Source organism: Rhizobium sp. C1 (genome assembly GCF_021026335.1).
Classification (GTDB): domain Bacteria; phylum Pseudomonadota; class Alphaproteobacteria; order Rhizobiales; family Rhizobiaceae; genus Ensifer_A.
Map to the genome: position 1 here is coordinate 24,655 of NZ_JAJNCY010000012.1, position 24,339 is coordinate 48,993.

At 59.8% G+C, this 24,339-nt stretch carries 25 protein-coding genes; 23 read left to right on the plus strand and 2 right to left on the minus strand.

The genetic code is table 11. From position 1 onward, the window contains the following. Nucleotides 1-89 precede the first annotated feature (89 nt). The 12 genes from ybgF to LQK83_RS19915 all read left to right on the plus strand — a co-directional run bounded on the left by ybgF (nucleotide 90) and on the right by LQK83_RS19915 (nucleotide 16,214). A complete protein-coding gene (gene ybgF, locus LQK83_RS19860) occupies nucleotides 90-1,304 on the plus strand; it encodes a tol-pal system protein YbgF (RefSeq protein ID WP_230839223.1) in 1,215 nt (404 codons plus the stop codon). Beyond that, nucleotides 1,289-2,614: a tRNA lysidine(34) synthetase TilS gene (tilS, locus tag LQK83_RS19865; RefSeq protein ID WP_230839224.1), complete on the plus strand. Its 1,326-nt coding sequence runs from the start codon at nucleotides 1,289-1,291 to the stop codon at nucleotides 2,612-2,614. The genes ybgF and tilS overlap by 16 nt, the downstream gene beginning before the upstream one ends. Nucleotides 2,615-2,746: 132 nt before the next feature. Beyond that, nucleotides 2,747-2,893 (plus strand): hypothetical protein, encoded by a 147-nt coding sequence (locus LQK83_RS19870; protein WP_230839225.1) that lies wholly within the window; start codon nucleotides 2,747-2,749, stop codon nucleotides 2,891-2,893. A 193-nt stretch (nucleotides 2,894-3,086) separates the two neighbouring features. Further along, a complete protein-coding gene (gene ftsH, locus LQK83_RS19875; RefSeq protein ID WP_230839226.1) occupies nucleotides 3,087-5,015 on the plus strand; it encodes an ATP-dependent zinc metalloprotease FtsH in 1,929 nt (642 codons plus the stop codon). Between the two features lie 309 nt (nucleotides 5,016-5,324). Next, the gene (locus LQK83_RS19880; protein WP_230839227.1) at nucleotides 5,325-6,497 is read left to right on the plus strand and encodes an OmpP1/FadL family transporter; all 1,173 of its coding nucleotides are present in this window, start codon (nucleotides 5,325-5,327) and stop codon (nucleotides 6,495-6,497) included. Between the two features lie 248 nt (nucleotides 6,498-6,745). Next, nucleotides 6,746-8,098 carry a phosphoglucosamine mutase gene (gene glmM, locus LQK83_RS19885; protein WP_230839228.1) on the plus strand — a complete coding sequence of 451 codons (1,353 nt, stop codon included), beginning with the start codon at nucleotides 6,746-6,748 and terminating at the stop codon, nucleotides 8,096-8,098. A 240-nt stretch (nucleotides 8,099-8,338) separates the two neighbouring features. Further along, nucleotides 8,339-9,172, plus strand: coding sequence for an outer membrane protein (locus LQK83_RS19890; RefSeq protein WP_230839229.1), 834 nt, complete (start codon nucleotides 8,339-8,341; stop codon nucleotides 9,170-9,172). Between the two features lie 193 nt (nucleotides 9,173-9,365). Next, nucleotides 9,366-10,547, plus strand: coding sequence for a phosphoserine transaminase (locus tag LQK83_RS19895; RefSeq protein WP_230839230.1), 1,182 nt, complete (start codon nucleotides 9,366-9,368; stop codon nucleotides 10,545-10,547). A gap of 78 nt (nucleotides 10,548-10,625) precedes the next feature. Then, nucleotides 10,626-12,221 (plus strand): phosphoglycerate dehydrogenase, encoded by a 1,596-nt coding sequence (gene serA, locus LQK83_RS19900; RefSeq protein ID WP_230839231.1) that lies wholly within the window; start codon nucleotides 10,626-10,628, stop codon nucleotides 12,219-12,221. 378 nt (nucleotides 12,222-12,599) lie between these two features. Next, nucleotides 12,600-12,980 (plus strand): response regulator, encoded by a 381-nt coding sequence (locus LQK83_RS19905; protein ID WP_230839232.1) that lies wholly within the window; start codon nucleotides 12,600-12,602, stop codon nucleotides 12,978-12,980. Then, nucleotides 12,981-13,547 (plus strand): biliverdin-producing heme oxygenase, encoded by a 567-nt coding sequence (locus LQK83_RS19910; RefSeq protein ID WP_230839233.1) that lies wholly within the window; start codon nucleotides 12,981-12,983, stop codon nucleotides 13,545-13,547. A 120-nt stretch (nucleotides 13,548-13,667) separates the two neighbouring features. Beyond that, complete coding sequence (locus tag LQK83_RS19915) at nucleotides 13,668-16,214, plus strand: HWE histidine kinase domain-containing protein (protein WP_230839234.1); 2,547 nt, start codon at nucleotides 13,668-13,670, stop codon at nucleotides 16,212-16,214. A 249-nt stretch (nucleotides 16,215-16,463) separates the two neighbouring features. Here the strand turns inward: LQK83_RS19915 and LQK83_RS19920 are convergent, their stop codons facing one another. Further along, the gene (locus tag LQK83_RS19920; RefSeq protein WP_230839235.1) at nucleotides 16,464-16,814 is read right to left on the minus strand and encodes a flagellar export protein FliJ; all 351 of its coding nucleotides are present in this window, start codon (nucleotides 16,812-16,814) and stop codon (nucleotides 16,464-16,466) included. 442 nt (nucleotides 16,815-17,256) lie between these two features. Between LQK83_RS19920 and ctrA the strand changes: the two genes are divergently transcribed. The 3 genes from ctrA (at nucleotide 17,257) to LQK83_RS19935 (ending at nucleotide 18,577) form a co-directional block, all read left to right on the plus strand. Continuing rightward, nucleotides 17,257-17,961, plus strand: coding sequence for a response regulator transcription factor CtrA (ctrA, locus tag LQK83_RS19925; RefSeq protein ID WP_230839236.1), 705 nt, complete (start codon nucleotides 17,257-17,259; stop codon nucleotides 17,959-17,961). A gap of 104 nt (nucleotides 17,962-18,065) precedes the next feature. Next, a complete protein-coding gene (locus tag LQK83_RS19930; RefSeq protein ID WP_230839237.1) occupies nucleotides 18,066-18,290 on the plus strand; it encodes a hypothetical protein in 225 nt (74 codons plus the stop codon). After that, nucleotides 18,287-18,577 carry a type II toxin-antitoxin system RelE/ParE family toxin gene (locus LQK83_RS19935; protein WP_230839238.1) on the plus strand — a complete coding sequence of 97 codons (291 nt, stop codon included), beginning with the start codon at nucleotides 18,287-18,289 and terminating at the stop codon, nucleotides 18,575-18,577. The genes LQK83_RS19930 and LQK83_RS19935 overlap by 4 nt, the downstream gene beginning before the upstream one ends. Here LQK83_RS19935 and mnmD read toward each other — a convergent pair. Beyond that, nucleotides 18,574-19,299 (minus strand): tRNA (5-methylaminomethyl-2-thiouridine)(34)-methyltransferase MnmD, encoded by a 726-nt coding sequence (mnmD, locus tag LQK83_RS19940; protein ID WP_230839239.1) that lies wholly within the window; start codon nucleotides 19,297-19,299, stop codon nucleotides 18,574-18,576. The genes LQK83_RS19935 and mnmD overlap by 4 nt on opposite strands. Here mnmD and LQK83_RS19945 point away from each other — a divergent pair. The 8 genes from LQK83_RS19945 to uraH all read left to right on the plus strand — a co-directional run bounded on the left by LQK83_RS19945 (nucleotide 19,298) and on the right by uraH (nucleotide 24,337). Further along, complete coding sequence (locus tag LQK83_RS19945) at nucleotides 19,298-20,473, plus strand: NAD(P)/FAD-dependent oxidoreductase (RefSeq protein ID WP_230839240.1); 1,176 nt, start codon at nucleotides 19,298-19,300, stop codon at nucleotides 20,471-20,473. The two genes, mnmD and LQK83_RS19945, sit on opposite strands and share 2 nt — an antisense overlap. A gap of 104 nt (nucleotides 20,474-20,577) precedes the next feature. Continuing rightward, nucleotides 20,578-20,937: an STAS/SEC14 domain-containing protein gene (locus LQK83_RS19950; RefSeq protein ID WP_230839241.1), complete on the plus strand. Its 360-nt coding sequence runs from the start codon at nucleotides 20,578-20,580 to the stop codon at nucleotides 20,935-20,937. 96 nt (nucleotides 20,938-21,033) lie between these two features. Next, nucleotides 21,034-21,954: an allantoinase PuuE gene (gene puuE, locus LQK83_RS19955; protein ID WP_230839242.1), complete on the plus strand. Its 921-nt coding sequence runs from the start codon at nucleotides 21,034-21,036 to the stop codon at nucleotides 21,952-21,954. A gap of 268 nt (nucleotides 21,955-22,222) precedes the next feature. After that, nucleotides 22,223-22,717 (plus strand): 2-oxo-4-hydroxy-4-carboxy-5-ureidoimidazoline decarboxylase, encoded by a 495-nt coding sequence (gene uraD / locus LQK83_RS19960; protein ID WP_230839243.1) that lies wholly within the window; start codon nucleotides 22,223-22,225, stop codon nucleotides 22,715-22,717. Nucleotides 22,718-22,727: 10 nt separating this feature from the next. Further along, nucleotides 22,728-23,117, plus strand: coding sequence for a nucleotidyltransferase family protein (locus LQK83_RS19965; RefSeq protein WP_442966805.1), 390 nt, complete (start codon nucleotides 22,728-22,730; stop codon nucleotides 23,115-23,117). Nucleotides 23,118-23,158: 41 nt separating this feature from the next. Continuing rightward, nucleotides 23,159-23,461: a HepT-like ribonuclease domain-containing protein gene (locus tag LQK83_RS19970; protein WP_230839244.1), complete on the plus strand. Its 303-nt coding sequence runs from the start codon at nucleotides 23,159-23,161 to the stop codon at nucleotides 23,459-23,461. A 22-nt stretch (nucleotides 23,462-23,483) separates the two neighbouring features. Then, a complete protein-coding gene (locus tag LQK83_RS19975) occupies nucleotides 23,484-23,984 on the plus strand; it encodes an ureidoglycolate lyase (RefSeq protein WP_230839307.1) in 501 nt (166 codons plus the stop codon). Then, nucleotides 23,981-24,337: a hydroxyisourate hydrolase gene (uraH, locus tag LQK83_RS19980; protein ID WP_230839245.1), complete on the plus strand. Its 357-nt coding sequence runs from the start codon at nucleotides 23,981-23,983 to the stop codon at nucleotides 24,335-24,337. The genes LQK83_RS19975 and uraH overlap by 4 nt, the downstream gene beginning before the upstream one ends. Nucleotides 24,338-24,339: the final 2 nt, after the last annotated feature.

A 24,339-nucleotide genomic window follows, 5' to 3' on the forward strand; every position in this document is an offset into this window, starting at 1 on the left:
GTTTGGCCAGAGTTTCATTGCTTTTTGTCCCCAATCGGCGATGTTGGCGGCGTGTTGAGCATAGATTCCGCGAATCATTTGAGGTGATGATGAAAAGACTGGTTTTGGCTGGCGCGATGGCCGCTGTCCTTGCGGGGGCAGGAGGCGCTCACGCCGGGACACTGGGGAACTGGCTGCAAGGGCGGCCTGCGGCGCAACCTTCCGCAGCCATCAATGTGCAGGCATCGACTGCTGAGGTGCAGATCCAGCAATTGCAGGAGACTGTCCGGCAGTTGACGGGCCGTATCGAGGACATGAACTTCCAGGTTCTGCAGATGCAGGAACAGCTCCGCAAGACCCAGGAGGACAACGAGTTCCGCTTCCAGCAGCTTGAGAAGAAGTCTTCCGGCAAGAAGACTGAACTCGAGATGCCGGCCGGCTCGCAATCGAACAAGGAAGCGGCCTCTGCGGCCGCCTCCGACCCGTCTTCCGCGGCAGCGGCGGCTCCGTCGGAGCCGAAGACGGTCGAGCAGGCGGCAGCCGAGCCTTCCGCGCAGATCGGCGAGGACAGCGTCGGCGACACGGCCGGCATTCCCGCGGCAGCGCAGCCCGCGACCGATCCGACCATTGCAAATCAGACTGCCGCGCCGACCGGACAGCCGGCGGTCAACGCGCCGAACGAGATGGCCAACATGAAGCCCGGTACGCTCGGCAGTCTGATTTTCAATGGCGACGGCAGGATCATTGAAACGACGCGCAACCCCGCCGACAATTCAGCCGACACCCTGCCGGGCGTGAAGCCGGGCCTGCCGCCCGCCACGAGCGGCCCCAGGCAACCGGCCGCAGCGGCGCAGGCAGGAGCTGCCTCTTCGGCTGCAAAGCCGATGGAGCAGGCGTCGATCACCCCCAAGGCTTCGGCGACGGGCGCTGCGCCGACTGCGGAACAGAGCTATCAGCAGGCCTATCAGTCGATCCTCAGCGGCAATTATTCCGAAGCGGAGAAGGGGTTCAAAACCTATCTCGACGCGTTCCCAGGCAGCGGCAAGGCCGCCGATGCGTCGTTCTGGTTGGGTGAAGCGCAATATTCCCAGCGTCATTACAACGACGCGGCCAAGACCTTCCTCAATGCCTTCAAGTCCTACGGCCAGTCGCCGAAGGCTCCGGACATCCTGCTGAAGCTCGGCATGTCGCTGGCAGCCCTCGACAACAAGGAGACTGCCTGCGCCACCTTCCGCGAGATCCCGAAGCGCTACCCGAAGGCGTCGAAGGCCGTGATCAGCAAGGTATCGTCCGAACAGTCCCGTCTTTCATGCCCGGTGGGCTGAGCGACTGCCTGACCTCGTCGCCGCTTGATGCGGCCAGCCGCTATCTCGATGGCTTGCCGGATGGGGTGACCGTGGCGGTTGCCGTCTCGGGCGGCAGCGATTCACTCGGTCTTCTGGCCTGCCTGCACGACGTAGCCTCTACTCACGGTCAGCGTGTGCGGCTCGTGGCCCTCACCGTCGATCACGCCCTGCGCTCAGGTTCGGCCGGCGAGGCGGCCGCTGTGGAGCGATTCTGCCATACCCTGTCCATTCCCCACAGGACACTCGTCTGGCAGGGGGAAAAGCCGAGAACGGGACTGAGCGCGGCCGCACGGCTCGCGCGTTACCGGCTTCTGGCCGAAGGCGCGCGCGCATTCAGGGCCGGCTGCCTTGTCACGGCGCATACGCTCAACGATCAACTCGAAACCGTGGAAATGCGCCGCCGACGTCGCGAGGCCGACAATCGCGGTTTGGCCGGCATTGCCCCCGCCGCGTTGTTTTTCGGCGCCATGCCGGTGCATCGTCCGTTTCTGTCCGTGAGCCGTGCGGCGATCCGGTCCTTTCTCGGGGAGCGCGGGATCGAATGGGTCGACGATCCGAGCAACAGCAACCCGCTGTTCGAGCGTGCTCGGGTCCGGCAGTCGGCGCAATTCGTTCTGGGAGCCGACGAGATTTCGGTGGCTGCGTGCGAGCGCCTGGCGCTGTCGCAGGCTGCAGCCGACTACGTCGCCGAGCATGTGCGGATGCCGATGCCAATGCTTTTCGCGCTCGACCGTGCAGAGGCGGAGGAAGAGATCACGTGTCTCGCCATCGCGACGCTCATTGCCGTGGCGGGAGGGCAGGAGCATCTGCCGGGGCGGGAACAGCTCGATCGCCTGCTTGCCGATCTGCGCACAGATGCGCCGCGCGTCGCGGTCTCGCTGGGGCGAACGGTGGTGGAGCGCCGGCGGCAAACCATCCATATCGGCCGCGACCTGCGCAACCTGACATCTGAAACCGTTTCTGCAGACGGGGACGCGATCTGGGACGGACGTTTCCGGATCGCCGGCAGGGGCTCCCAGACGGCGCTGATGGCTTCAGCCGCGGTGGCCAGCGCCGCCGGAAACGTGCCGCCGGGGATTGCCCAGCGCGCGCTTTCGGCCCTGCCGGATCTCGCTGCCCTTGGCCTCCAAGGGAGCGGGGTGAGGGCAGTGCCCTACCTTGCGCCCTTTGAGACCGTACTGTCCTGTTTTGATCTGCCGCTGGCGGACGCCGTTTGCGCGTTGACGGGCCGTCCGGTTTTCCCCTGTTTTGTTAGTGGCGGGCTCGAAACATTGCCGATTAGTCGGTAAAAGGAATGCCGATAGCCTTTCGAAGCGGAAGCTAGATGTTCCCCGTTCGAAAACCGCCAGGCTGGGGTGTTCGTGTCGCCAGGCAGGCGGGTGCTTGTCGGACGTGTTCTTCGTCTTGTATGGAGTTGGACGATGCGTTTGAAATCGATTGCCCTCTGGGTGCTGGCATTGTTTCTTGCCGCCGTGCTTTTCTATCTGTTCTACGATGAGATGGCGCGAGAGAATGGGCGAAAGGTGGGTATGGCTCCGATGCTTCCGGGCCTGCCGTTCCGTTCCTGACCGGCTATCGATGCGGCTCCTATTTTGCCCGGCGCGGGTGTCACCAAGGCTCGCGATCCGCGTTGTTGCGCTTTTCGTATACTATTTGCCGTGACCGTTGCCATCTCGCCTTGGCAAGGACACACGCGGGACCTATGTTAAGGCCGAGAATGACAGCGGTTTCAGACGCTGCGACACATGACCGGGGAGTTCAATGAACCCTAATTTACGTAATTTCGCCCTTTGGGCAATCATAGCGCTGCTTTTGATCGCGCTGTTCACGATGTTCCAATCGGCGCCAGCGCAGACAGGTTCACGTGAAATTCCCTATTCGCAATTCCTGCGTGACGCCGATGCATCCCGCATTCGAGACGTCGTGATCACCGGTCATCGCATCACCGGCTCCTACACGGAAAACGGGGCGACGTTCCAGACCTATGCGCCCGGCATCGATGATCAGCTTGTCGACCGTTTGCAGGCGAAGAATACGGTCGTGACGGTTCGTCCGGAAAACGACGGCTCCTCGGGCTTCCTGTCCTATCTCGGAACGCTGCTCCCGATGATCCTGATCCTCGGCGTCTGGCTGTTCTTCATGCGGCAGATGCAGGGCGGTTCGCGCGGTGCGATGGGCTTTGGCAAATCAAAGGCCAAGTTGCTGACCGAAGCGCATGGTCGCGTGACGTTTGACGATGTCGCCGGCGTGGACGAAGCCAAGCAGGATCTCGAGGAAATCGTGGAATTCCTGCGCGATCCGCAGAAGTTCCAGCGTCTCGGCGGGCGCATCCCGCGCGGCGTTCTTCTCGTCGGCCCTCCGGGCACGGGTAAGACGCTGCTGGCGCGCTCTGTCGCCGGTGAGGCCAACGTGCCGTTCTTCACGATCTCCGGCTCGGACTTCGTTGAAATGTTCGTCGGCGTCGGTGCGAGCCGCGTCCGCGATATGTTCGAGCAGGCCAAAAAAAATGCGCCCTGCATCATCTTCATCGACGAAATCGACGCCGTCGGCCGCCATCGCGGCGCCGGTCTTGGCGGCGGTAATGACGAACGCGAACAGACGCTCAATCAGCTGCTGGTCGAGATGGACGGCTTTGAAGCGAACGAAGGCATCATCCTGATCGCGGCGACCAACCGTCCCGACGTTCTTGACCCGGCGCTTCTGCGTCCCGGCCGCTTCGACCGTCAGGTCGTCGTGCCGAACCCGGACATCGTCGGCCGCGAGCGTATCCTCAAGGTTCATGTGCGCAACGTGCCGCTGGCACCGAATGTCGACCTCAAGGTTCTGGCACGCGGCACCCCCGGTTTCTCGGGCGCCGATTTGATGAACCTCGTCAACGAAGCAGCCCTGATGGCGGCACGGCGCAACAAGCGTCTCGTTACCATGCAGGAGTTTGAAGACGCGAAGGACAAGATCATGATGGGTGCGGAACGCCGCACGTCCGCCATGACCGAAGCCGAAAAGAAGCTGACGGCGTATCACGAAGCCGGCCACGCCATCGTTGCCATGCATGTTCCGGTCGCCGACCCGGTTCACAAGGCGACGATCATTCCCCGCGGCCGCGCGCTCGGCATGGTCATGCAGCTGCCGGAAGGCGATCGCTATTCGATGAGCTACAAGTGGATGATCTCACGCCTCGCCATCATGATGGGCGGCCGCGTGGCTGAAGAAATTACCTTCGGCAAGGAGAACATCACCTCGGGTGCATCCTCGGATATCGAGCAGGCCACCAAGCTGGCCCGCGCCATGGTCACGCAATGGGGCTTCTCCGACGAGCTCGGTCAGGTCGCCTATGGTGAGAACCAGCAGGAGGTCTTCCTTGGTCATTCCGTCTCGCAGTCGAAGAACGTCTCCGAGACAACGGCACAGAAGATCGACAGCGAAGTGCGCCGCCTGATTGATGAGGCCTATACGGATGCTAAGCGAATCCTGACGGAATATCACGATGGGTTTGTCGCCTGTGCCGAAGGCTTGCTGGAATATGAAACGCTGACCGGCGATGAGATCAAGCAGTTGCTGAAGGGGGAGAAGCCGTCGCGCGATCTTGGTGACGATACGCCGCCCAGCCGCGGGTCGGCCGTTCCCTCCGCCGGCGGGCGAACAGAATCAAAACCGAAGCCTGATGAGGGCCTTGAGCCGCAGCCGCAATAACCAAGGCTGCTGTAAGCCGAAATAAGGCCCGCAATGGTGACGTTGCGGGCTTTTTTAGTACACCGTTTTGATAATTCTCATGCCGTCGCTCAACTGCAACAGCTTGCAATTTTTTGGAAAAAATTACCATTATAGGCACACAAAAATGGAAATTACGAAATTAAATTCTAAATGAACTTTAAATAAAGGTCTTTCAATCGTGGCTTACGTAAGTTTTTTTTGTGTTGCAAATTGGACCGTCTGATGTCGGAGGGGTTGCGTGTCTCAGCGGCCTCGATATTCTTCCCGGCAGTCTGAGGGAGGATCTTGATGATCAACAGAAATATGAAAATCAGCGTTGTTGCAGCACTTGGCGCAGTTCTTTGCGCAAGCTCTGCTTTTGCTGGCGGCTTCTCGCGCGGCGACGCAAACACGGACGTTCTCTTCGACGGTGGCAAGGCGAATATTGACGCCGGCTTCATCTACGTAGCGCCGCAGGTCAAGTATGACACGATCAACGGGCAGAAGACGAACGACGGCAAGTTCACGGACGACTACTGGATCCCGAATATCGCAGTGGCCGTACGTCCGGTTGACGTGTTCGGTTGCGCGCTGACCTACACGCAGTCCTTTGGCGCTGGCGCGTCCTATGGGACCGATGCGCGCAACGCCGAACTGACTAACTCGATTCTCGCTGGCGGCCGCGCCAACGCGAACTACACGATCTCCAAGGGCTTCACCAGCAACGAATACGGCGCGACCTGCGACGTGAAATTCGATGCCGGCCAGGGCAAGTTCCACGTTCTCGGCGGTCTTTTCCTGGAAGATTTCTCGTACACCGCTCAGTCCTTGACGGGTACGCTGAATTTCAAGGATGACGGTTCGGTCGGCTACCGCCTCGGCGCTGCTTACGAAATCCCGGAATATGCTCTGCGCGCTTCGGTCATGTACCGTTCGGAAGTCAAGCATAACGCTGGCGGCAGCTTCACCTTCTCGAACATCGCTCTGGCTGCCAACCCCCTGCTTCCGGCTCGCGTCGCTGCAACCGGTTCCGGCACACTGCCGCAGTCGGTCAAGGTCTACGTGCAGTCCGGCATCGCGCCTGACTGGCTGGTCTACGGCTCGGTTGAGTGGACCGACTGGAGCGTTCTCCAGACCCTCAATTACACCGTTGCCGGCTCTCCGAAGTCCGACAAGTTCTTCTGGAACGACGGCTGGACCATTCAGGGCGGCGTCGGCCACAAGTTCAACGACACGGTTTCCGGCACGCTGAACGTCACCTGGGACAAGGGCGTCGGTTCGGGCGCAGATATCCAGACGGATACCTGGACGTTCGGCGCTGGCGCGCTGATCAACGCAGGTCCTGGCCAGTTTAAGCTGGGCGCGGGCGTCACCTACATCACGGGCGGCAGCCAGTCGGTCGCCAAGGGCGCGACCTTCAACGCAACGACCTCTGGAAGCTGGGCCTACGCGCTGGGCGCTTCCTACAACATCAAGTTCTGATCTTTCAGAACCTGAAATCGGATCAATCGAGGCCCGGCGTAACAACGCCGGGCCTCGTCTCGTTTCATAACGGGATATTTTGCCGCGTTTCTGAATTTGATGAGGCGTTCGCAGCATTTTATGGCAAAGACACAGCAAATCCGGGCCCGGATCACGCGTATGATCTTGCCGTGTCGCATGGGGCTCACTAAGGACGTGATCGGAAATGGCCCTTTCGGGGCTCGCAGAGATCGGATGGACAGCGCATCATGACAAGACGTTACTTCGGCACGGACGGAATCCGTGGACAGGCCAACCGTGCCCCGATGACAGCGGAAACTGCAATGAAGGTCGGCATGGCCGCCGGCAAGATGTTCCGCAACGGCGGTCATCGGCACCGGGTGGTCATCGGCAAGGATACACGTCTTTCGGGCTACATGCTCGAATATGCCATGGTTGCGGGGTTCACCGCGGCCGGTGTCGATGCGTTCATTCTCGGCCCTATTCCGACACCTGCCGTCGCCATGCTGACGCGATCGCTGCGCGCGGATGTGGGCGTGATGATTTCCGCGTCCCATAATCCCTATCAGGACAATGGCATCAAGCTTTTCGGGCCGGACGGCTACAAGCTTTCGGATGATATCGAGCGCGAAATCGAGGCGCTGCTCGATCAGGACATGTCGCCCCACTTTGCCGCGCCAGACCATATCGGCCGGGCCAAGCGCATTGACGGCGTGCATGACCGCTATATCGAGCATGCCAAGCGCACCCTGCCGCGCGACGTGACGCTGAAGGGCCTGCGGATCGCTATCGATTGCGCCAATGGTGCGGCCTACAAGGTGGCGCCCGCCGTTCTGTGGGAGCTGGGCGCGGAAGTTGTGCCGCTGGGTGTCGAGCCCAACGGCACCAATATCAATCTCAATTGCGGTTCGACGCATCCTGAAGCGCTGGCGCAGAAGGTGCATGAGGTCCGGGCCGATATCGGCATTGCGCTCGATGGCGATGCAGACCGTGTCATCATCATCGACGAAAAGGGCAGGGAGATCGACGGTGACCAGCTGATGGCGCTGATCGGGGAGACCTGGGCCAATGACGGGCTGCTGCGTGGCGGCGGCATTGTTGCAACGATCATGTCGAACCTCGGCCTCGAGCGTTTTCTCGACGCGCGCGGCTTGACGCTCGCCCGCACCAAGGTCGGCGACCGCTACGTCGTCGAGCACATGCGCAATTTCGGCTTCAATGTCGGCGGCGAGCAGTCCGGCCATATGGTGCTTTCGGATTTCGGGACGACCGGCGATGGCCTCGTCGCCGCCCTGCAGGTCCTGGCATGCGTCAAGCGCACGGGCAAAACCGTCAGCGACGTCTGCCGGCGCTTCGATCCGGTGCCGCAGCTTCTGAAGAATGTTCGCTTCTCAGGTGCTTCGCCGCTTGAAAACAAGGTTGTCAAGGAGGCGATCGCTGCTGCGGAAGCCGATCTGAAGAAGAGCGGGCGCCTCGTCATTCGTCCGTCCGGCACCGAGCCGCTGATCCGGGTGATGGCGGAAGGCGATGATCGTGGTGAGATCGAGAGGATCGTCAACGATCTGACGGATGTCATCGCGGGGGCCTGCAGGGCGGCCTGAGGCTCGTCTTTTGTGCTCGGAAAATCCCCGATCCCTGCAAGGAGCCGGCAGTTTGCCGGCTCTTTTCGTTTGCATTGACGTTTTTTTCTCAGGCAAACGAACCGCCTATGTTTAACCGTGGGTTTAGCTGCATGGTGAATTTTCTTGGTTAAGTTCAATTTAACGTTTGCGTTTTAGTTTCGGGGATATGGGTCTGACGGCGAGCCAAGCCGCCGGCACAACCGAATCCCGGAGACAAAAATGAAAAAGTTGATGTGGAGTGCCTTTGCTGCGGTGATGATGGGTGCAAACGCCCAGGCCGCTGATCTCATCCAGCCCGAAGTTGTGCAGGCCCCGCCGCCGGAAGTGCAGATTGCCTCCGTCAGCGGCTGGTATCTTCGTGGCGACGCCGCCTATAGCATCGTGAACATTCGTGGCGCGGGCTACGATATCACCAACAGCGCCACCGGTTATGTCGGCGGCAACACGTTCGCCAGAACCAAGGTGGACAACACGGGCACCATCGGCGTCGGTGCAGGTTACCAGTTCAATAACTACCTGCGCAGCGACGTGACGCTCGACTACAGCTTCCGCACCACCTTCAACGGCTCCACGGACGGCTTCTGCGGTACCGGCAATCCCTGCAGCTCGCGCGACATCTCGCACATGACGCTCTTCAGCCTTCTGGCCAACGCCTATCTCGACCTCGGCACCTATGGCAGCGTCACGCCCTACGTCGGCGCCGGTATCGGCGCGTCGCATGTCGATTGGGATGTTCTGTCGAACTCCGACGATGACGGCACCTTCATCCACGGCGGCACCTCCAGCTGGCGCTTCACCTATGCCCTCATGGCCGGTGCCTCCGTCGATCTGACCTGCAACCTCAAGGCTGACGTCGGATACCGTTACCGTCACGTCAATGGCGGCCCGATGTTCAACAGCATCAGCTTCAATTCCGGCGTTCAGGTCGGTCCCGGCCGTGACAAGGGCTTCGACATCCACGAAGTTCGCGGCGGTCTGCGCTACCAGTTCGGCAATGGCGGCTGTGGCGAGATTGCCGCCGCTCCGCCGGCTCCGCTGCCGGTCTACAAGTAAGATCCTGCGATCCTGATCCGGAAAGCCCGCCACGTGCGGGCTTTCTTGCGTTTGGAAGCCTGTTTTCCCGGTGCGGCAAATATTTTGCCGTTTGCGTCATGGGGCGCTTGACTGTGAAGGCCGATTCCCATATTCCCAGCGGCGGGACACTCCTCCCCAACGAGGAGCCAACTATCTGGAAGGATAGACTGACATGGCTGAGACCGCCGCAAAGCCGGGCGTGCGCCCGAACAACACCCATTTTTCTTCTGGCCCTTGCTCGAAGCGCCCCGGTTGGTCGCTCGACGCACTTTCCGATGCTCCCGTCGGCCGTTCGCACCGCGCGAAGGTTGGCAAGGCGAAGCTGAAAGAGGCCATCGACCTTACCCGCGAAATTCTCGAAGTGCCGGCTGATTACCGCATCGGTATCGTGCCCGCTTCTGACACCGGCGCCGTCGAAATGGCGCTCTGGTCGCTGCTCGGCGAGCGCCCGGTCGACATGGTCGCCTGGGAAAGCTTCGGCGCCGGCTGGGTGACCGACGTCGTCAAGCAGCTGAAGCTCAAGGACGCCCGCAAGCTCGAAGCGCCGTATGGCGAGCTGCCGAACCTCGCCGAGATCAATTTCGATCACGACGTGGTCTTCACCTGGAACGGCACGACCTCGGGCGTTCGCGTTCCGAATGCCGACTTCATCCCGGCCGACCGCAAGGGCCTCACGATCTGCGACGCAACGTCTGCGGCTTTCGCGCAGAACCTTGACTTCGCCAAGCTCGATGTCGTCACCTTCTCCTGGCAGAAGGTTCTCGGCGGCGAGGGCGGTCATGGCGTGCTGATCCTCAGCCCCCGCGCTGTCGAGCGTCTGGAAAGCTATTCGCCGGCCTGGCCGCTGCCGAAGATCTTCCGCATGACCAAGGGCGGCAAGATCATCGAAGGCATCTTTACCGGCGAAACGATCAATACGCCGTCCATGCTCTGCGTCGAGGATTACATTGATGCGCTCAAGTGGGCGAAGTCGCTCGGTGGTCTCAAGGCGCTGATGGCGCGGGCTGACGCCAACGCCAAGGTCATTGCCGATTTCGTCGCCGCAAACGAATGGATCGCCAATCTCGCCAAGGATCCTGCAACGGCCTCCAACACCTCGGTCTGCCTGACGATCGCGGACAAGGACGTGCTGGCGCTTGATGCCGACGCACAGGCCGCCTTTGCCAAGGGCATCGTGACGCTGCTCGACAAGGAAGGCGTTGCCTATGACATCGGCGCCTACCGCGATGCGCCGTCCGGTCTTCGCATCTGGGCGGGCGCCACGATCGAGACCGCCGACATGCAGGCGCTGATGCCGTGGCTGACCTGGGCATTCGAGACCCAGAAGGCGACGCTCTCCAAGGCTGCTGCCTGAGCCGATCCTGGCCCTGCCTGATCAGGCGGGGTCACTTTCCCCTTTCAGAGAATAGACCCTTTTTCAGGAGGCCTCACCATGGCACCTCGCGTACTCGTATCTGACGAACTGTCGGAAACCGCCGTCCAGATCTTCCGCGATCGCGGCGTCGATGTCGATTTCATGCCGAAGCTCGGCAAGGACAAGGAAAAGCTCCTCGAGTTGATCCCGCAATATGACGGTCTTGCCATCCGTTCGGCCACCAAGGCGACGGAGAAGCTGATCGCGGCTGCGACCAATCTGAAGGTTATCGGCCGCGCCGGCATCGGTGTCGACAACGTTGACATCCCGGCCGCCTCCAAGCGCGGTATCATCGTGATGAACACGCCCTTCGGCAACTCGATCACGACCGCCGAACACGCCATCGCGCTGATGTTTGCCGTGGCCCGTCAGCTTCCCGCAGCGGACACCTCCACGCAGGCCGGCAAGTGGGAAAAGTCGAAGTTCATGGGTGTCGAAATCACCGGCAAGACGCTCGGCGTCATCGGTGCCGGCAATATCGGCTCCATCGTCTGCGCCCGCGCCATCGGCCTGCGCATGAATGTCATTGCCTATGACCCCTTCCTGTCGAAGGAGCGCGCCCAGGAAATGGGCGTCGAGAAGGTCGAGTTGGACGATCTGCTCGCCCGCGCCGATTTCATCACGCTGCATGTGCCGATGACGGACAAGACGCGCGGCATCCTGAACAAGGAAGCGCTGGCCAAGACGAAGCCGGGCGTTCGCATCATCAACTGCGCCCGTGGTGGTCTGGTTGACGAGGCAGCGCTCGCCGAAGCCATCAAGTCCGGCCATGTCGCCGGTGCCGGCTTTGACGTGTTCGAGGTCGAGCCCGCCACCGAGAGCCCGCTCTTCGGTCTGGAAAACGTCGTCTGCACGCCGCATCTTGGTGCATCGACCACGGAAGCCCAGGAGAATGTGGCCCTGCAGGTTGCCGAACAGATGTCGGACTACCTCGTCAAGGGTGCCGTCTCCAACGCGATCAACATGCCCTCGATCACCGCTGAAGAAGCGCCGATCCTGAAGCCGTTCATCCGGCTCGCGGATTGCCTCGGTGCCTTCGTCGGTCAGGTCACGGAAGGTCCGATCAAGGAAATCGAAATCCTGTTCGACGGCGTCACCGCCACGATGAACACCAAGGCGCTGACCTCCGCGCTGCTGGCTGGTCTCATCCGTCCGCAGGTCGCCGACGTCAACATGGTTTCGGCCCCGATCATGGTCAAGGAAAAGGGCATCATCGTTTCCGAGGTCAAGCGCGACAAGACCGGCGTTTATGACGGCTACATCAAGCTGACCGTGACGACCGAGACACAGACGCGCTCGGTGGCCGGTACGGTCTTCTCCGACGGCAAGCCGCGCTTCATCCAGATCAAGGGCATCAACATGGATGCCGACGTCGGCGCCAACATGATCTATATCGCAAACACCGACGTTCCCGGCATGATCGGCTATATGGGTACGACGCTGGGCGAAGGCGGCGTCAACATCGCCAACTTCCAGCTCGGCCGCGACAAGCAGGGCGGCGACGCCATCGCGCTTCTCTATGTCGACGAGAAGGTGAAGGACGAGGTTCTGGCCAAGCTGACCGCCCACCCGGCGATCCGCCAGGCCAAGCCGCTGGCGTTCAACGTCGACTGATTGCGAACTCCCTGGCTATTGCAGGTTTGGCCCTGGCGCTTTTTGCGCCAGGGTTTTCTTTTTTCGGCGTTCTTTCGCGGCGAAATGCAGGCCATTATGAATGTGAGCCTTTCAGCAATTCCTGCGCGCCGGAAGCGTCTTGATGCGAAGTTGTATCGCCTGAAGTCCTATGCTTTTTTGATGTTTTTCTAATGCTGTTTTTTGTCTTGCCGATATTCGTTATTCTTAAAATATTAACATATTGTTCATGAATATTAATTTTGGTGTTGAAATTGCAGGGGAATTATTTCTGGCTTCGGAGGAACTTAATGCTTCTTTGTTCGTTTTCGAGAACGAATAGAGTCAATAGGGTTCAAAGCCCGACACGGAGTGGAGTGCATGAAAGTGCTGAGATCGAGCGTTCTGATCGTGGAAGACGAGCCATTGATCGCGTGGATGCTTGAAGATGTCGTGAGCTCCCTCGGCCTTGAGGTTGTGGGTCCTTTTCCCTCGATACGGGAGGCCTCTTCGCTGCTCGACGACGTTACGCCTGAAGTCGCGCTTCTCGACGTCAACTTGCTCGATGGAGAGATCTTTCCGATCGCAGATCAGCTCAAAAGTCGCAACGTGCCGTTGATCTTCCATACGGCGAACAGCAAGAGCGATGAGCTGGCAACCCGATACAGCGGCGCACAGGTGATTACCAAGCCGTCTGATCCTCAGCGGTTGCAGCAGGCCATCGGCGCTGCCCGTCAGGCGTCTGCAGGAATGTCCGCCTAGATGACAGTCGCGAACGCATCGGCAGGGCCGTCGAACAATACTTTGCTGCAGGCCTTGAGAGACCATACTCATCAATTGCATCGCATGCTTGATGAGAGAGTCGCTGATCGCTCTATCGTGACCCATGATGGGTATGTCCGCTTCCTCACCATGCATGCGCGTGTTCTTCCGACTGTCGAGACATGGCTTGCCAGCACGCAGGAATTTCAATCGATCCCCGATTCAGATAATCGCAAGAGGTCAGCCGAGCTTGCGCGGGACTTCCAGCTCCTCAATGTACCCATGCCAGCGCCTCGAAACATGTCATTTTTAAATGAAACCGCCTCTGTTGCCGGTATTTGTTACGTGCTGGAAGGCTCGCGGTTGGGCGGCGCCTATCTGGCCACCCTGATTGGCAGAGACGGTGCTTCGCATCCCGTGAACTTTCTTTCGCAGGGCCGCGACCTGCCGCTTTGGCGAAGCTTTCTTGACTGGCTTTCGACGCGCGAACAGTCAAGAAAAAGCATTGATCGTGCGACATATGCCGCCGAGGCCATGTTTGACGAATATCTTGCGGCGCTGGATTGAGCGGGCAGGGGTTTAAGCGCGAGGATATGGGTTTATCCTTGGCGGTTGTAATGAAAAAGATGCACGTGTCGGGGACGAATTTGTCTGGGTCCAGGGCGCAATAAACAGGAATGCGGCCATATGGCTCACGAAGTTGATCTGACAAGTTGCGATGCAGAGCCCATCCACCTTTTGGGACGCGTCCAGAAATTCGGCTATCTTCTGGCTGTCGATAACGAATGGATCATTTCATGGGCCTCCGAAAACATTGACGAGATTGCGTCGGACAGCGCGGTCAATCTGCTTGGACAGTCGGCGGAAGTGATCTTGCCGCGCGAAGCCATTCACTCCATTCGCAACCGGCTGCAATTCTTGCGGCCGCGCCGTGGCGTTGAGGTCGTGTATGGACTGGAATTGAAGTCCACTGACAAGCTTTTCGACGTGTCTGTTCATATTTCGGATGGCCATATTGTCATGGAATTCGAGCCTGCCGATCGGCTGGCGAGCATGGCGAATGACATAGCCAATGTCAGAACGGCGATCGATCAGATTGGTGACCTGCCGTCGATGACGGCGATCTACAAGCAGACGGTTCGCTTTGTCCGGATGGTGTTGGGTTTCGACCGGGTCATGCTTTACCAATTTCAGCATGATGGCAGCGGTGAGGTTGTTGCCGAAGCGGTGAAGCACGGCAAGGAGCCCTTCATGGGCCTTCGCTATCCCGCGAGCGATATACCGAAACAGGCCCGCGCCCTTTATGTCGAAAATCCGATCCGTCTGATTGCCGACGTTTCAGACGCGGGCGTACCTATCGTAGGGCACGCGGCCCTCACGCCGGCCGGCGTGCTTGATCTTTCGGGAAGCCGGTTGCGGTCTGTCTCCCCCATCCATCTCGAATATCTGCGTAACATGGGCGTTGGCGCGTCCATGTCGATTTCGATCATCGTGAGTGGACAATTGTGGGGGTTGATCGCCTGTCATCACGACTTGCCGCACAGGCCGTCCATGAGCCAGCGGAGTTCCGCTCTGCTTTTCGGACAGATGCTGTCGTTGATTATCCAGATGCGAGAGAGTGCCGAAGAGAAGGCGAGCGACAGCCAGGTTTTCGACCTCACGACCAAGATCTCACGGGAAGTTGCCGCGGGCGCTGCAGTGTTTGACGTGCTTGTCTCCGCCGCCGGCGGGTTCATGGAGCTCCTGAAGGCAGACGGCTATGCTGTGGTGCACGAACAGGTGGTGGTGCTGCAAGGTGTGACGCCTTCCGAGGCGGAAGTTCTGCGCATCGGCGCGCGGCTGAATGGTCTGCCGGGTAACAAGGTCTTCGAGACAGACCATCTCGCGAGCTTCATGTCTGAAGCGGGGGCGTTTGCCGATGTTGCATCCGGTGTTCTCGTCATACCGCTTTCGCGCAGCCCCCGCGACTACGTTATCTTTTTCCGCAAGGAGCAATCCCGGCACGTGAACTGGGCGGGAGATCCCGCAAAATCGGTGACGTTCAGCCAGAACGGTGCGCGGCTCTCGCCCCGGAAGAGCTTCGAAGCCTGGCATGAAACCGTATTGTGTCACAGTACACCGTGGACGCCACGGGATGTGCGCATTGCCGTGCAGCTACGGATCATGCTTCTCGAAATCGTGCTGAGTCTGACGGACGAGGCAGGTCGGGAGAAGAAGATGGCCGCGGAGCGGCAGGAGCTGCTGATTGCGGAACTCAATCATCGCGTCCGCAACATCCTCGGGCTGGTTCGTGGTCTAATCTCGCAGACCAATAGTGGTGGCGAGACGACAACGGAGTTTGTTCGGAAACTCGATAGCCGCGTTCAGTCCCTAGCGCGCGCGCACGATCACATCACGCGACAGAACTGGTCTGCCGTTTCTCTCAGGCAATTGCTGCAGACGGAGGCCGAAAGCTATCTGCTGGATCGGAAGGACAGGCTGATCCTGAGGGGCCCGAACGTTCGGCTGTTACCGCAGGCCTTTTCTTCCATGGCGTTGGTCATGCATGAAATGCTGACGAATTCAGCCAAGTATGGCGCGATGTCCGACAAGTCTGGCCGCGTGGAAATCACGGTCTCGATCCACGAGAACGGGCCGCTGGTGATAGACTGGTGCGAGACAGGCGGGCCACGTGTCAATGCGCCGACCCGCCGTGGCTTCGGATCTACGATCGTTGAACGAACAGTTCCCTTTGAACTCGGAGGAGAGACCGAGATCTCTTATGATCCGGAGGGGCTGCGCGCTCGCTTTCAACTGCCCGAGCATCATTTTGTGGTCGACCATGCCGAGAGCGATATGTCTGGCATCGGTTCTGCGATCCCCGCAACGGATTTCGAGCCGCCTTATTCTGTTCTGGTCGTTGAGGACAATCTCATTATCGGCCTTGAGGCGGAGGAGATTTTCCAGGCGCTCGGCTGCGTGGATATCGTCGTTGCGTCGAGCTTCAGGGTTGCGATGCAGACGGTGGAGCGTGCGGCAAGACCTTTTGACTTCGCGCTTCTCGACATTAATCTGGGGCCGGACACAAGCTTTGATATCGGTCGTCGGCTGCGTCAACAGGGCGTGCCCTTCGCTTTCGCGTCCGGCTATGGGGATAGTGCGCGTCTGCCGGAGGATTTGAGCGATGCGGTCAATATCGGCAAGCCCTATGACACGGACGCCATCAAGTCGCTACTTGGGGCGCTGCTGGGCTGAAATGATCCAGAAACGCCTCTGGCTCTGACCTGTTATGGCCGGTTTGGCCAGCAGCGGGGTGTTTGGTGCCCGGCGCTCAGTTTTCACAATCGTTGATGCGTTTTCGCGGATATTTCCAAAACGATCGGGGCGCCTAGACGCCCCGTTGTACGATTTCAGGATATCTTTGCCACGAACAGCGTGACCCCGCGCAAGCGTCTGCTGCCAGGCGCTTGCGAAGGGCCGTGCTCCTGCTGAAGGACGTCTGCGTCAGGCGCGCAGGCGGGCTGCGGTGTCGCGCTCTTCCAGCGCTGCCGCCTTGCTGTATTCGGCTTCCGCCTCTTCCAGCGCCAGCTCGGCTGCGTCCTGCTGAACCTTCAATTCCTTGATCGAACCGACGAGGTTATCGGCCCGCTGGCGAGCTGCCTTTGCGAAGGTCGGGTAGGCAAAGTGATTCGGGTCGGTGATTCCCGACTTTTTTTCCTCGAAGGCGATTTGTGCCTCGAGATCGCGAATCATTCGCTCAAAATCCGCCATCATCATCTGTAACTGCTTCAATTGGCGGCGCTTTTCGTTAACCTGAAAATTCTTCAGGCGAACGAGGCTCTCACGTGACTTCATACGCAATACTCCCGTGAAGTGAGACCTTCTGGGTTATGAACGCCGCAAACGAACGGCAATTCCCGGCGGCAGACGAAAAATCCACGGCAATCTTAATAAATTCCTACCGCTGGTAACCATTCGTTTACGGCCATGGTGAATGATATGCGGGATGATTTAAGGGTCAGTAAACGACGAGGGCAAAAAAACGCCATATGTCATTGCTGAGTCGAAAGAGTCGGTTAGAGGGATTTCTTAACCTTGAAAGTTAGAATCTCTTAATCTGATTTCTCATGAAAATCAGGGGGCTGAGAAATTTCTTTAACGAATGAGAGACATCTTGCCAGGGTGAATCAGAATTTGTTAACCATTTCGTGGCAGCTTCAAATCAGGCAACGACTGGATCCGTTCCGCGTGGGGCAGCCAACGAGGGACCTTGAGCGGCGGAAAAGGGGACAAGGGAATGCGGGTTCTACTTATTGAAGACGACAGCGCGACGGCGCAGAGCATCGAACTGATGCTCAAATCCGAGAATTTCAACGTTTATACCACCGATCTCGGTGAAGAGGGTGTCGATCTCGGCAAGCTGTACGACTACGACATCATTCTTCTGGACCTCAATCTTCCCGACATGTCCGGCTATGAAGTGCTGCGTACACTTCGCCTGTCCAAGGTGAAGACGCCGATCCTCATCCTGTCCGGCATGGCTGGTATCGAAGACAAGGTTCGCGGTCTCGGCTTCGGGGCTGACGACTACATGACGAAGCCCTTCCACAAGGACGAACTGGTTGCCCGCATCCACGCCATCGTTCGTCGCTCCAAGGGCCATGCCCAGTCGGTGATCGCGACGGGCGACCTGATCGTGAACCTCGACGCCAAGACGGTTGAAGTCGGCGGCCAGCGCGTTCACCTGACGGGCAAGGAATACCAGATGCTGGAGCTTCTTTCGCTCCGCAAGGGCACCACGCTCACCAAGGAAATGTTCCTCAACCACCTCTATGGCGGTATGGACGAGCCGGAATTGAAGATCATCGACGTCTTCATCTGCAAGCTGCGCAAGAAGCTCGCAAACGCTGCCGGCGGCGCAAACTATATCGAAACCGTCTGGGGTCGCGGCTATGTGCTGCGCGAGCCCGATGGCAATACGGACTATCTCGAAACCGCCTGATTGGTTTCGCATATCCCGCCCAAGTTCCAGAGGCCTGCCGGCGACGGCGGGCCTTGTTGTTTTGGGCCATCGCATTTCAGTTGGCGATGTGCTAGACCACACGCATGACCCTTTTGCTCGAAAAGGCCATCGATATCATTCGCAACCTGCCGGACCAGAGGCAGGACGAGTTGGCTGTGGCGCTCTTTGCCGCGGCCGGCGCGGGCGCGGACGAACTGTCTGAGCCTGCGTTGAGAGCTGTTCAGGATGGGCTGGAGGATGTTCGAGCCGGCCGCTTTGCCGATCCTTCGGAGATCGAGACGATTTTTGCTCGGCATCGTCGCGCATGAAGCTGCGTTATACGCAACGCGCTGCGCATGAACTCGATGAGATCAGTCTATATTTTCTCGATCACAATCCGAGGGCCGGCGAGGACTTCTTTGCCGCCCTTGATCTGCTTTTTAGCCATCTGAAGATCATGCCAGCTTTGGGCCGATCGACCAAGGTTGCGAATGTCCGCGTGCTGGTCGTGCCTCGGTACCCCTACCGGATATTCTATCTGGCTGAGGCGAATACCATAAGCATCCTGAGCGTCTTCCACACGGCACGTGATCCGGGCACTGCACCTGCCGACTAAGGTCGCTTTGTTCCGTAAAGCATTTCGCGCTTGCCGGCGAAGCCCGGACGGCGGAGGACTTCAAAGCCCGCGCCCTGCAGATTGCGGCGGACGAAACCTGCAGCGGCGTAGGTGGCGAAGGTGCCGTGCTTGCTTGTGTGTTCATGGAGCGCTTGCATGATATCGAGCGACCACATGTCGGGATTGCGCGATGGGGCAAAGCCGTCGAGATACCACGCGTCGAACAGTCGGGCGCTGGCCTCGATGTTCTGACGCGCCGGGCCGCAGACCACGGAGAGGCGGACGTTTTCGTCGAAATTGAGTGCAACCGTCCCTTCCGGACTGTCCGGCCAACGCGCAGTGAGGGCGTCACGTTCAGCATCCAGCAGTGGCCAGCGACCAAGAGCCTTGGCAATGCTGTCGCGCTCCATCGGGTAGAGTTCGAAGGAGATGAAATGAAGCCGGGCGGAGGCGGGCCTGTTAAACGCTTTCCATTGTCTCAGCGTTTCACAGAAATTCAGGCCGGTGCCGAAGCCGAGTTCGCCTATGACGAATTCGCCGCCTTCGGCCCATCGTCCGGGCAGGCCGTTGCCGTCGAGGAAGACATAGGCGCATTCGGCGCGGCCATCTTCGCGGCAATAAAAATGGTCGCCAAAGGCCGTCGAATAGGGCATATCGCCGTCGAGCCATTCGAGCGGCTGGGGCTTTCCGGCCTCGGGTTTCGCGGGAGTTTCGTTGTCCATGACCGAAGGCGATAAAGCGCCACGCAACGGCGGTCAATGGGGCCGCAGCGTCGATCTGCTGATCGTTGGCGGCGGTGTCATGGGGCTTTGGGCGGCGCTGAAGGCGGCGCGCGCGGGCCTCGATGTCCTGCTGGTCGATGAGGGACGGCTGGGGCAGGGGGCAAGCTACGGCCATCTCGGTGCGCTGATGGCGCACATGCCGGACAAGTGGAACGCCAAGAAGCAGTTTCAGTTCGATGCGCTTCTGTCGCTGGAGACGGAGGTTCGCGCGCTCGAGGCTGAGACTGGTCTTTCCACCGGCTATGCCCGCACGGGCCGGCTGATCCCGCTGCCGAAGCCGCATCTGCGCGATATCGCTCTGCGCCATGAGACGGAGGCCAGGATCAATTGGCGGGCAGGCGACGGCCGCCGCTTCGAATGGCGGGTGACCGATCAGCCGCCGGTGCCCGGCTGGTCTCAAACGGAGGGCATTGAGGGCGGCTTCGTGCTGGACACCTTCGCTGCCCGCGCCAATCCGCGCGGCTTCACCGCGTCTCTGACGGCGGCACTCCGGCATTTCAACAACGTTGGCGTGGCCGAGAATGTTGCGGTGCTTGATCTGGATGGAATGCGGTCCGAGGCTCGGCTTTCGACAGGCGACATCATCGGCTTCGGCCACGCGATTGTCGCCTCGGGCTATCAGGCATTCCCGATGCTGGAGCGTCTGCTCCCGGCGCGGAAGACGCCGCTCGGCATGCCGGTCAAGGGGCAGTCTGCACTGCTGGCGGCAGAGATCGACCCGTCGCTGCCTCTGATCTTTCTGGATGGGCTCTATGTGGTTCCGCATGAGGGCGCGAAGATTGCCATCGGGTCGACCAGCGAGAATGTTTTCGATGAGCCCTTCGCGACGGACGAGCAGCTTGAGGCGCTGATTAGGCGGGCGCGGCAACTGGTGCCGGCTCTCAAGGATGCGCCTGTGATCGACCGCTGGGCCGGCCTCAGGCCCAAGGCTCTGGCCCGCGACCCGATGGTGGGGCCAGTGCCCGAAGCCCAGCGCATCATCGCGCTGACAGGGGGCTTCAAAGTCTCCTTCGGCATTGCCCACCGGCTGGCGGATGCGGCACTGCGATCGGTGCTCGGCAGTGCCGAAGTGGAGATCCCTTCGACGTTTCGCGTCGAACATCATCTGGCTTGAGAGGCAGCTGCCGGAGATCAGGCGCGTGAGCGGGAAGAACTCTTCCGCTTTCACGGTGTTTGGGGCTTTCGGTTTATCCAGACGACAGACGGAATGAGCCTTCCATGTTCACGCTATTGACCGACCTGCCTTCGGCCGTTCTAGGCTTCGAGGCGCGCGGCAAGTTTACGGCAGCGGATTACGAGACGGTGCTGATGCCGGCAATGGATGCGGCCATCAAGAATGGGCCGGTCAATCTTCTGTTCGTGTTGCCCGAGGGTTTCCACGGAATGGAACTCAAAGCGTTGCGCGACGATCTGGCGTTCGGGCTGAAGCATTTTCACGACTTCCGGAAATTTGCCTTCGTCACCGACGATGAGGCAATGGCGGCGCTGACGCGCAATTTCGCCTTCATGATCCCCGCCGAGATGCAGGTCTTTGCCATGGCGGAGCGCGATCGGGCGGTAAGCTGGCTTCAGGCTTGATGCATATGCCGCAAAGGTGAAATTCGCTCTGGACTGCCGCGGCGGTTTGCAGTTCTCTCCTGCCGAGACATTGCGTAACCGCTGAAGGCAGAACAGATGATTGTCGACGTCAAAACTTCCCGTGACCTCATTGGCTATGGCCGCAACATTCCGGACCCGAAATGGCCGGGCGGTGCGCGCATCGCGGTGCAGTTCGTGGTGAATTACGAGGAGGGTGGTGAGAGCTGCATTCTCGATGGCGACCCTGCGTCCGAGAATCTTCTGTCAGAAATCGTCGGCGCCGCCGCCTGGCCGAAACAACGCAATCTCAATATGGAATCGATTTACGAATACGGTTCCCGCGCCGGTTTCTGGCGGCTGCACCGCATGTTCACACAGCTGAACGTCCCAGTCACCGTTTATGGCGTGACGCTCGCCATGGCGCGCAATCCTGAAGCCGTGGCCGCCATGAACGAAGCGGGTTGGGAAATCGCCTCCCACGGCTATCGCTGGCTCGAATACAAGGATTGCCCGGAAGAGGTGGAGCGGGCCCATATCGCCGAAGCCGTGCGGCTCCACACCGAGGTTGCCGGTTCGCGGCCGCTCGGCATGTATCAGGGCAAGCCGTCGGACAACACGCTGCGGCTCGTCATGGAAGAGGGCGGCTTCGTCTATTCCTCCGACAACTATTCCGACGATCTGCCCTTCTGGGTGCCGGGGATTGACGGCAAGCCGTTCCTGATCATCCCCTATACGCTGGAAGCCAACGACATGCGGTTTGCCACGCCGCAGGGATTCAATTCCGGCGATCAGTTCTTCTGCTATCTCAAGGACGCGTTCGACACGCTCTATGAGGAAGGCAAGGAAGGTTCGCCGAAAATGATGTCGATCGGCCTGCATTGCCGCCTCGTCGGCCGTCCCGGTCGTGCAGCGGCGCTGAAGCGTTTCATCGAGTACGTGCTGTCCCACGAAAAGGTCTGGGTGCCGCGCCGCATCGATATCGCCAACCATTGGTATGAGCATCATCTGCCGAAGTGAACGCACACCCAAAGGTTTCACAACGCTGTAACAGTTGCTGCGCATATTGACGCTCGCGCGAGGCGGGATTGCGATCGATCGTCAGTGTTTGCAGGCGTCGGACGTCTTCGCGTGGCAGGGTTTCAGGTTTTGATATTGCATGGCTGTTTCAAAAGGTGCGCCGTCCGGCCTTGGCTGGACGGCTTTTTTGATATCCTCGCCTCGCCAGCCCCTTGAAAGGCTGCAGACGCGCTGGTCTACTGCGCCGATAAATCAGGAATGACGCGTCGTGACCAAAGATGAATTTGTGAGCCGCTTCGGCGGGGTTTTCGAGCACTCGCCATGGGTGGCGGAGCGTGCTTTTGACGCGGGGGTTGCCAGACCGCTGACAGCCGGCGGCGTTCACGGGGCTATGGTTGCAGTCTTTCGCGCGGCTGCCGAGGCCGAGAGGCTCGCGGTGCTGCGCGCTCATCCCGATCTCGCGGGGAAACTTGCGATTGCCGGCGAGCTGACGGAAGACAGCCGCAAGGAGCAGGCGGGCGCCGGGCTCGATCGTCTGACCGCTGACGAACATGTGCGCTTCACCACCCTCAACAGCGCCTATGTCGAGACGTTCGGCTTTCCGTTCATCATCGCGGTGAAAGGTTTGAACAAGGATGACATCCTCAAGTCCTTCGAAACGCGTATCAACAACGACCGGAACACGGAGTTCGCAACCGCCTCCGCGCAGGTGGAACGCATCGCGCTTCTGCGGCTGACCGGCCTGCTTCCGGAAGGACGCTGAGGATCGTTCGGTGTGCGCTTGTCGCAAACCCCTCAAGCCGGCGCATGGCGTGACGGATGGTCCGGTCTGGACTATACTGACGGGGTTGCTGCAGGGAGCCAAGGTCATGCGGCCATCGGAACTGGTACGGTTGAAGGCAGTTGAAATCCGCGCGCTGACGGCGCGCTATCCGACGCTTGCCCATCCGCGCGTGTTCGGTTCGGCGGCGCGTGGGGACGACCGGCCGGATAGCGATATCGACATTCTGGTGGATGCGCTGGATGGTGCGACGTTGTTTCATATCGGCGGATTGATGGAGGAGTTGAAGGAGCTTCTGGGCGTCAAGGTTGATGTGATGACCCCTGGAGATTTCCCACCGCGTGTGCGCCAGCAGGTTCTGAATGAAGCCCGGCCCATATGAGTAGGGAAAGGCGCCTCCCGGATTACATCCGAGATATGAGATTGGCGGCGAGCGATGCGGTATCGTTCATCGGAGACATGACGTTTGAAGCTTTTGAAGAGGATCGGAAGACACAGCGCGCTGTCATCATGTGCCTGACGACCATCGGAGAAGCCTCGGCGCGTATTGCTGAACGCCACCGCAACTTTGTTGACAGTCATCCGGCGTTGCCGTGGCATGAAATGCGAGGTCTGCGCAACCGCATCGTTCATGGGTATTCTGACATCAATCTCGAACTTGTGTACCGAACAGTCGTGGCATCCTTGCCGATCCTTTGTTGGGCAACTCGATGGCATCCTTCTTGAAGATTAAGACCCGGAGCTTCCCCTGACACGCATTCTCCCCATCCATCCCCTCACCAGATCCGCCTTCGCGCCCTTCGGCGATGTCATCGAGGCTGACCCTTCCACGATGCGGCTCATCAATGGCGGCACGACGGAGCGGTTTCATGCGCTGGCCTATGCCGAGGCGTTGGGCGAGGGCGCGAGTGTCATCCTCAACATCTTCCGCGGCCAGCCGCGCGCCTTTCCCTATTCCGTCAACATGATGGAGCGGCATCCGTTCGGCAGCCAGTCGTTCTCGCCGTTGTCCGGTCGGCTCTTCCTCGTCGTGGTGGCCGAGGACGAGGGCGGCAAGCCAGGCGTGCCGCAGGTGTTTCTGGCCGGCGCGCATCAGGGCGTGAACTATCGCGCCAATGTCTGGCATCATCCGCTGATGTCGCTCAAGGAAATCAGCGATTTTCTCGTTGTAGACCGGACCGGGCCCGGCAATAATCTCGAGGAATATTTCTATTCCGAACCCTTCATCATCGAGGAGCCCAACGCATGACCGGTCTCACCACGCACGTTCTTGACACCGCGCTCGGCAAGCCGGCCGAGGGGTTGACGATCGATCTCTTCAAGATCGAGGCGCATGGCCCGGTTCGCATCATGTCGGTGGTGACCAATTCCGACGGCCGCGTTGACGGCGGGCCGATGTTGATTGGCGATAACTTCCAGAAGGGGCAATACGAGCTTCTGTTCCATGCCGGCGCATACCTGAAGAAGACCGGACAGGTGCTGGCTGACCCGCCGTTTCTCGATCTCGTGCCGATCCGCTTCGGCATTGCCGACACGAGCGCGCATTACCATGTGCCGCTGCTGATTTCGCCCTGGAGCTATTCCACCTATCGCGGGAGCTAAAC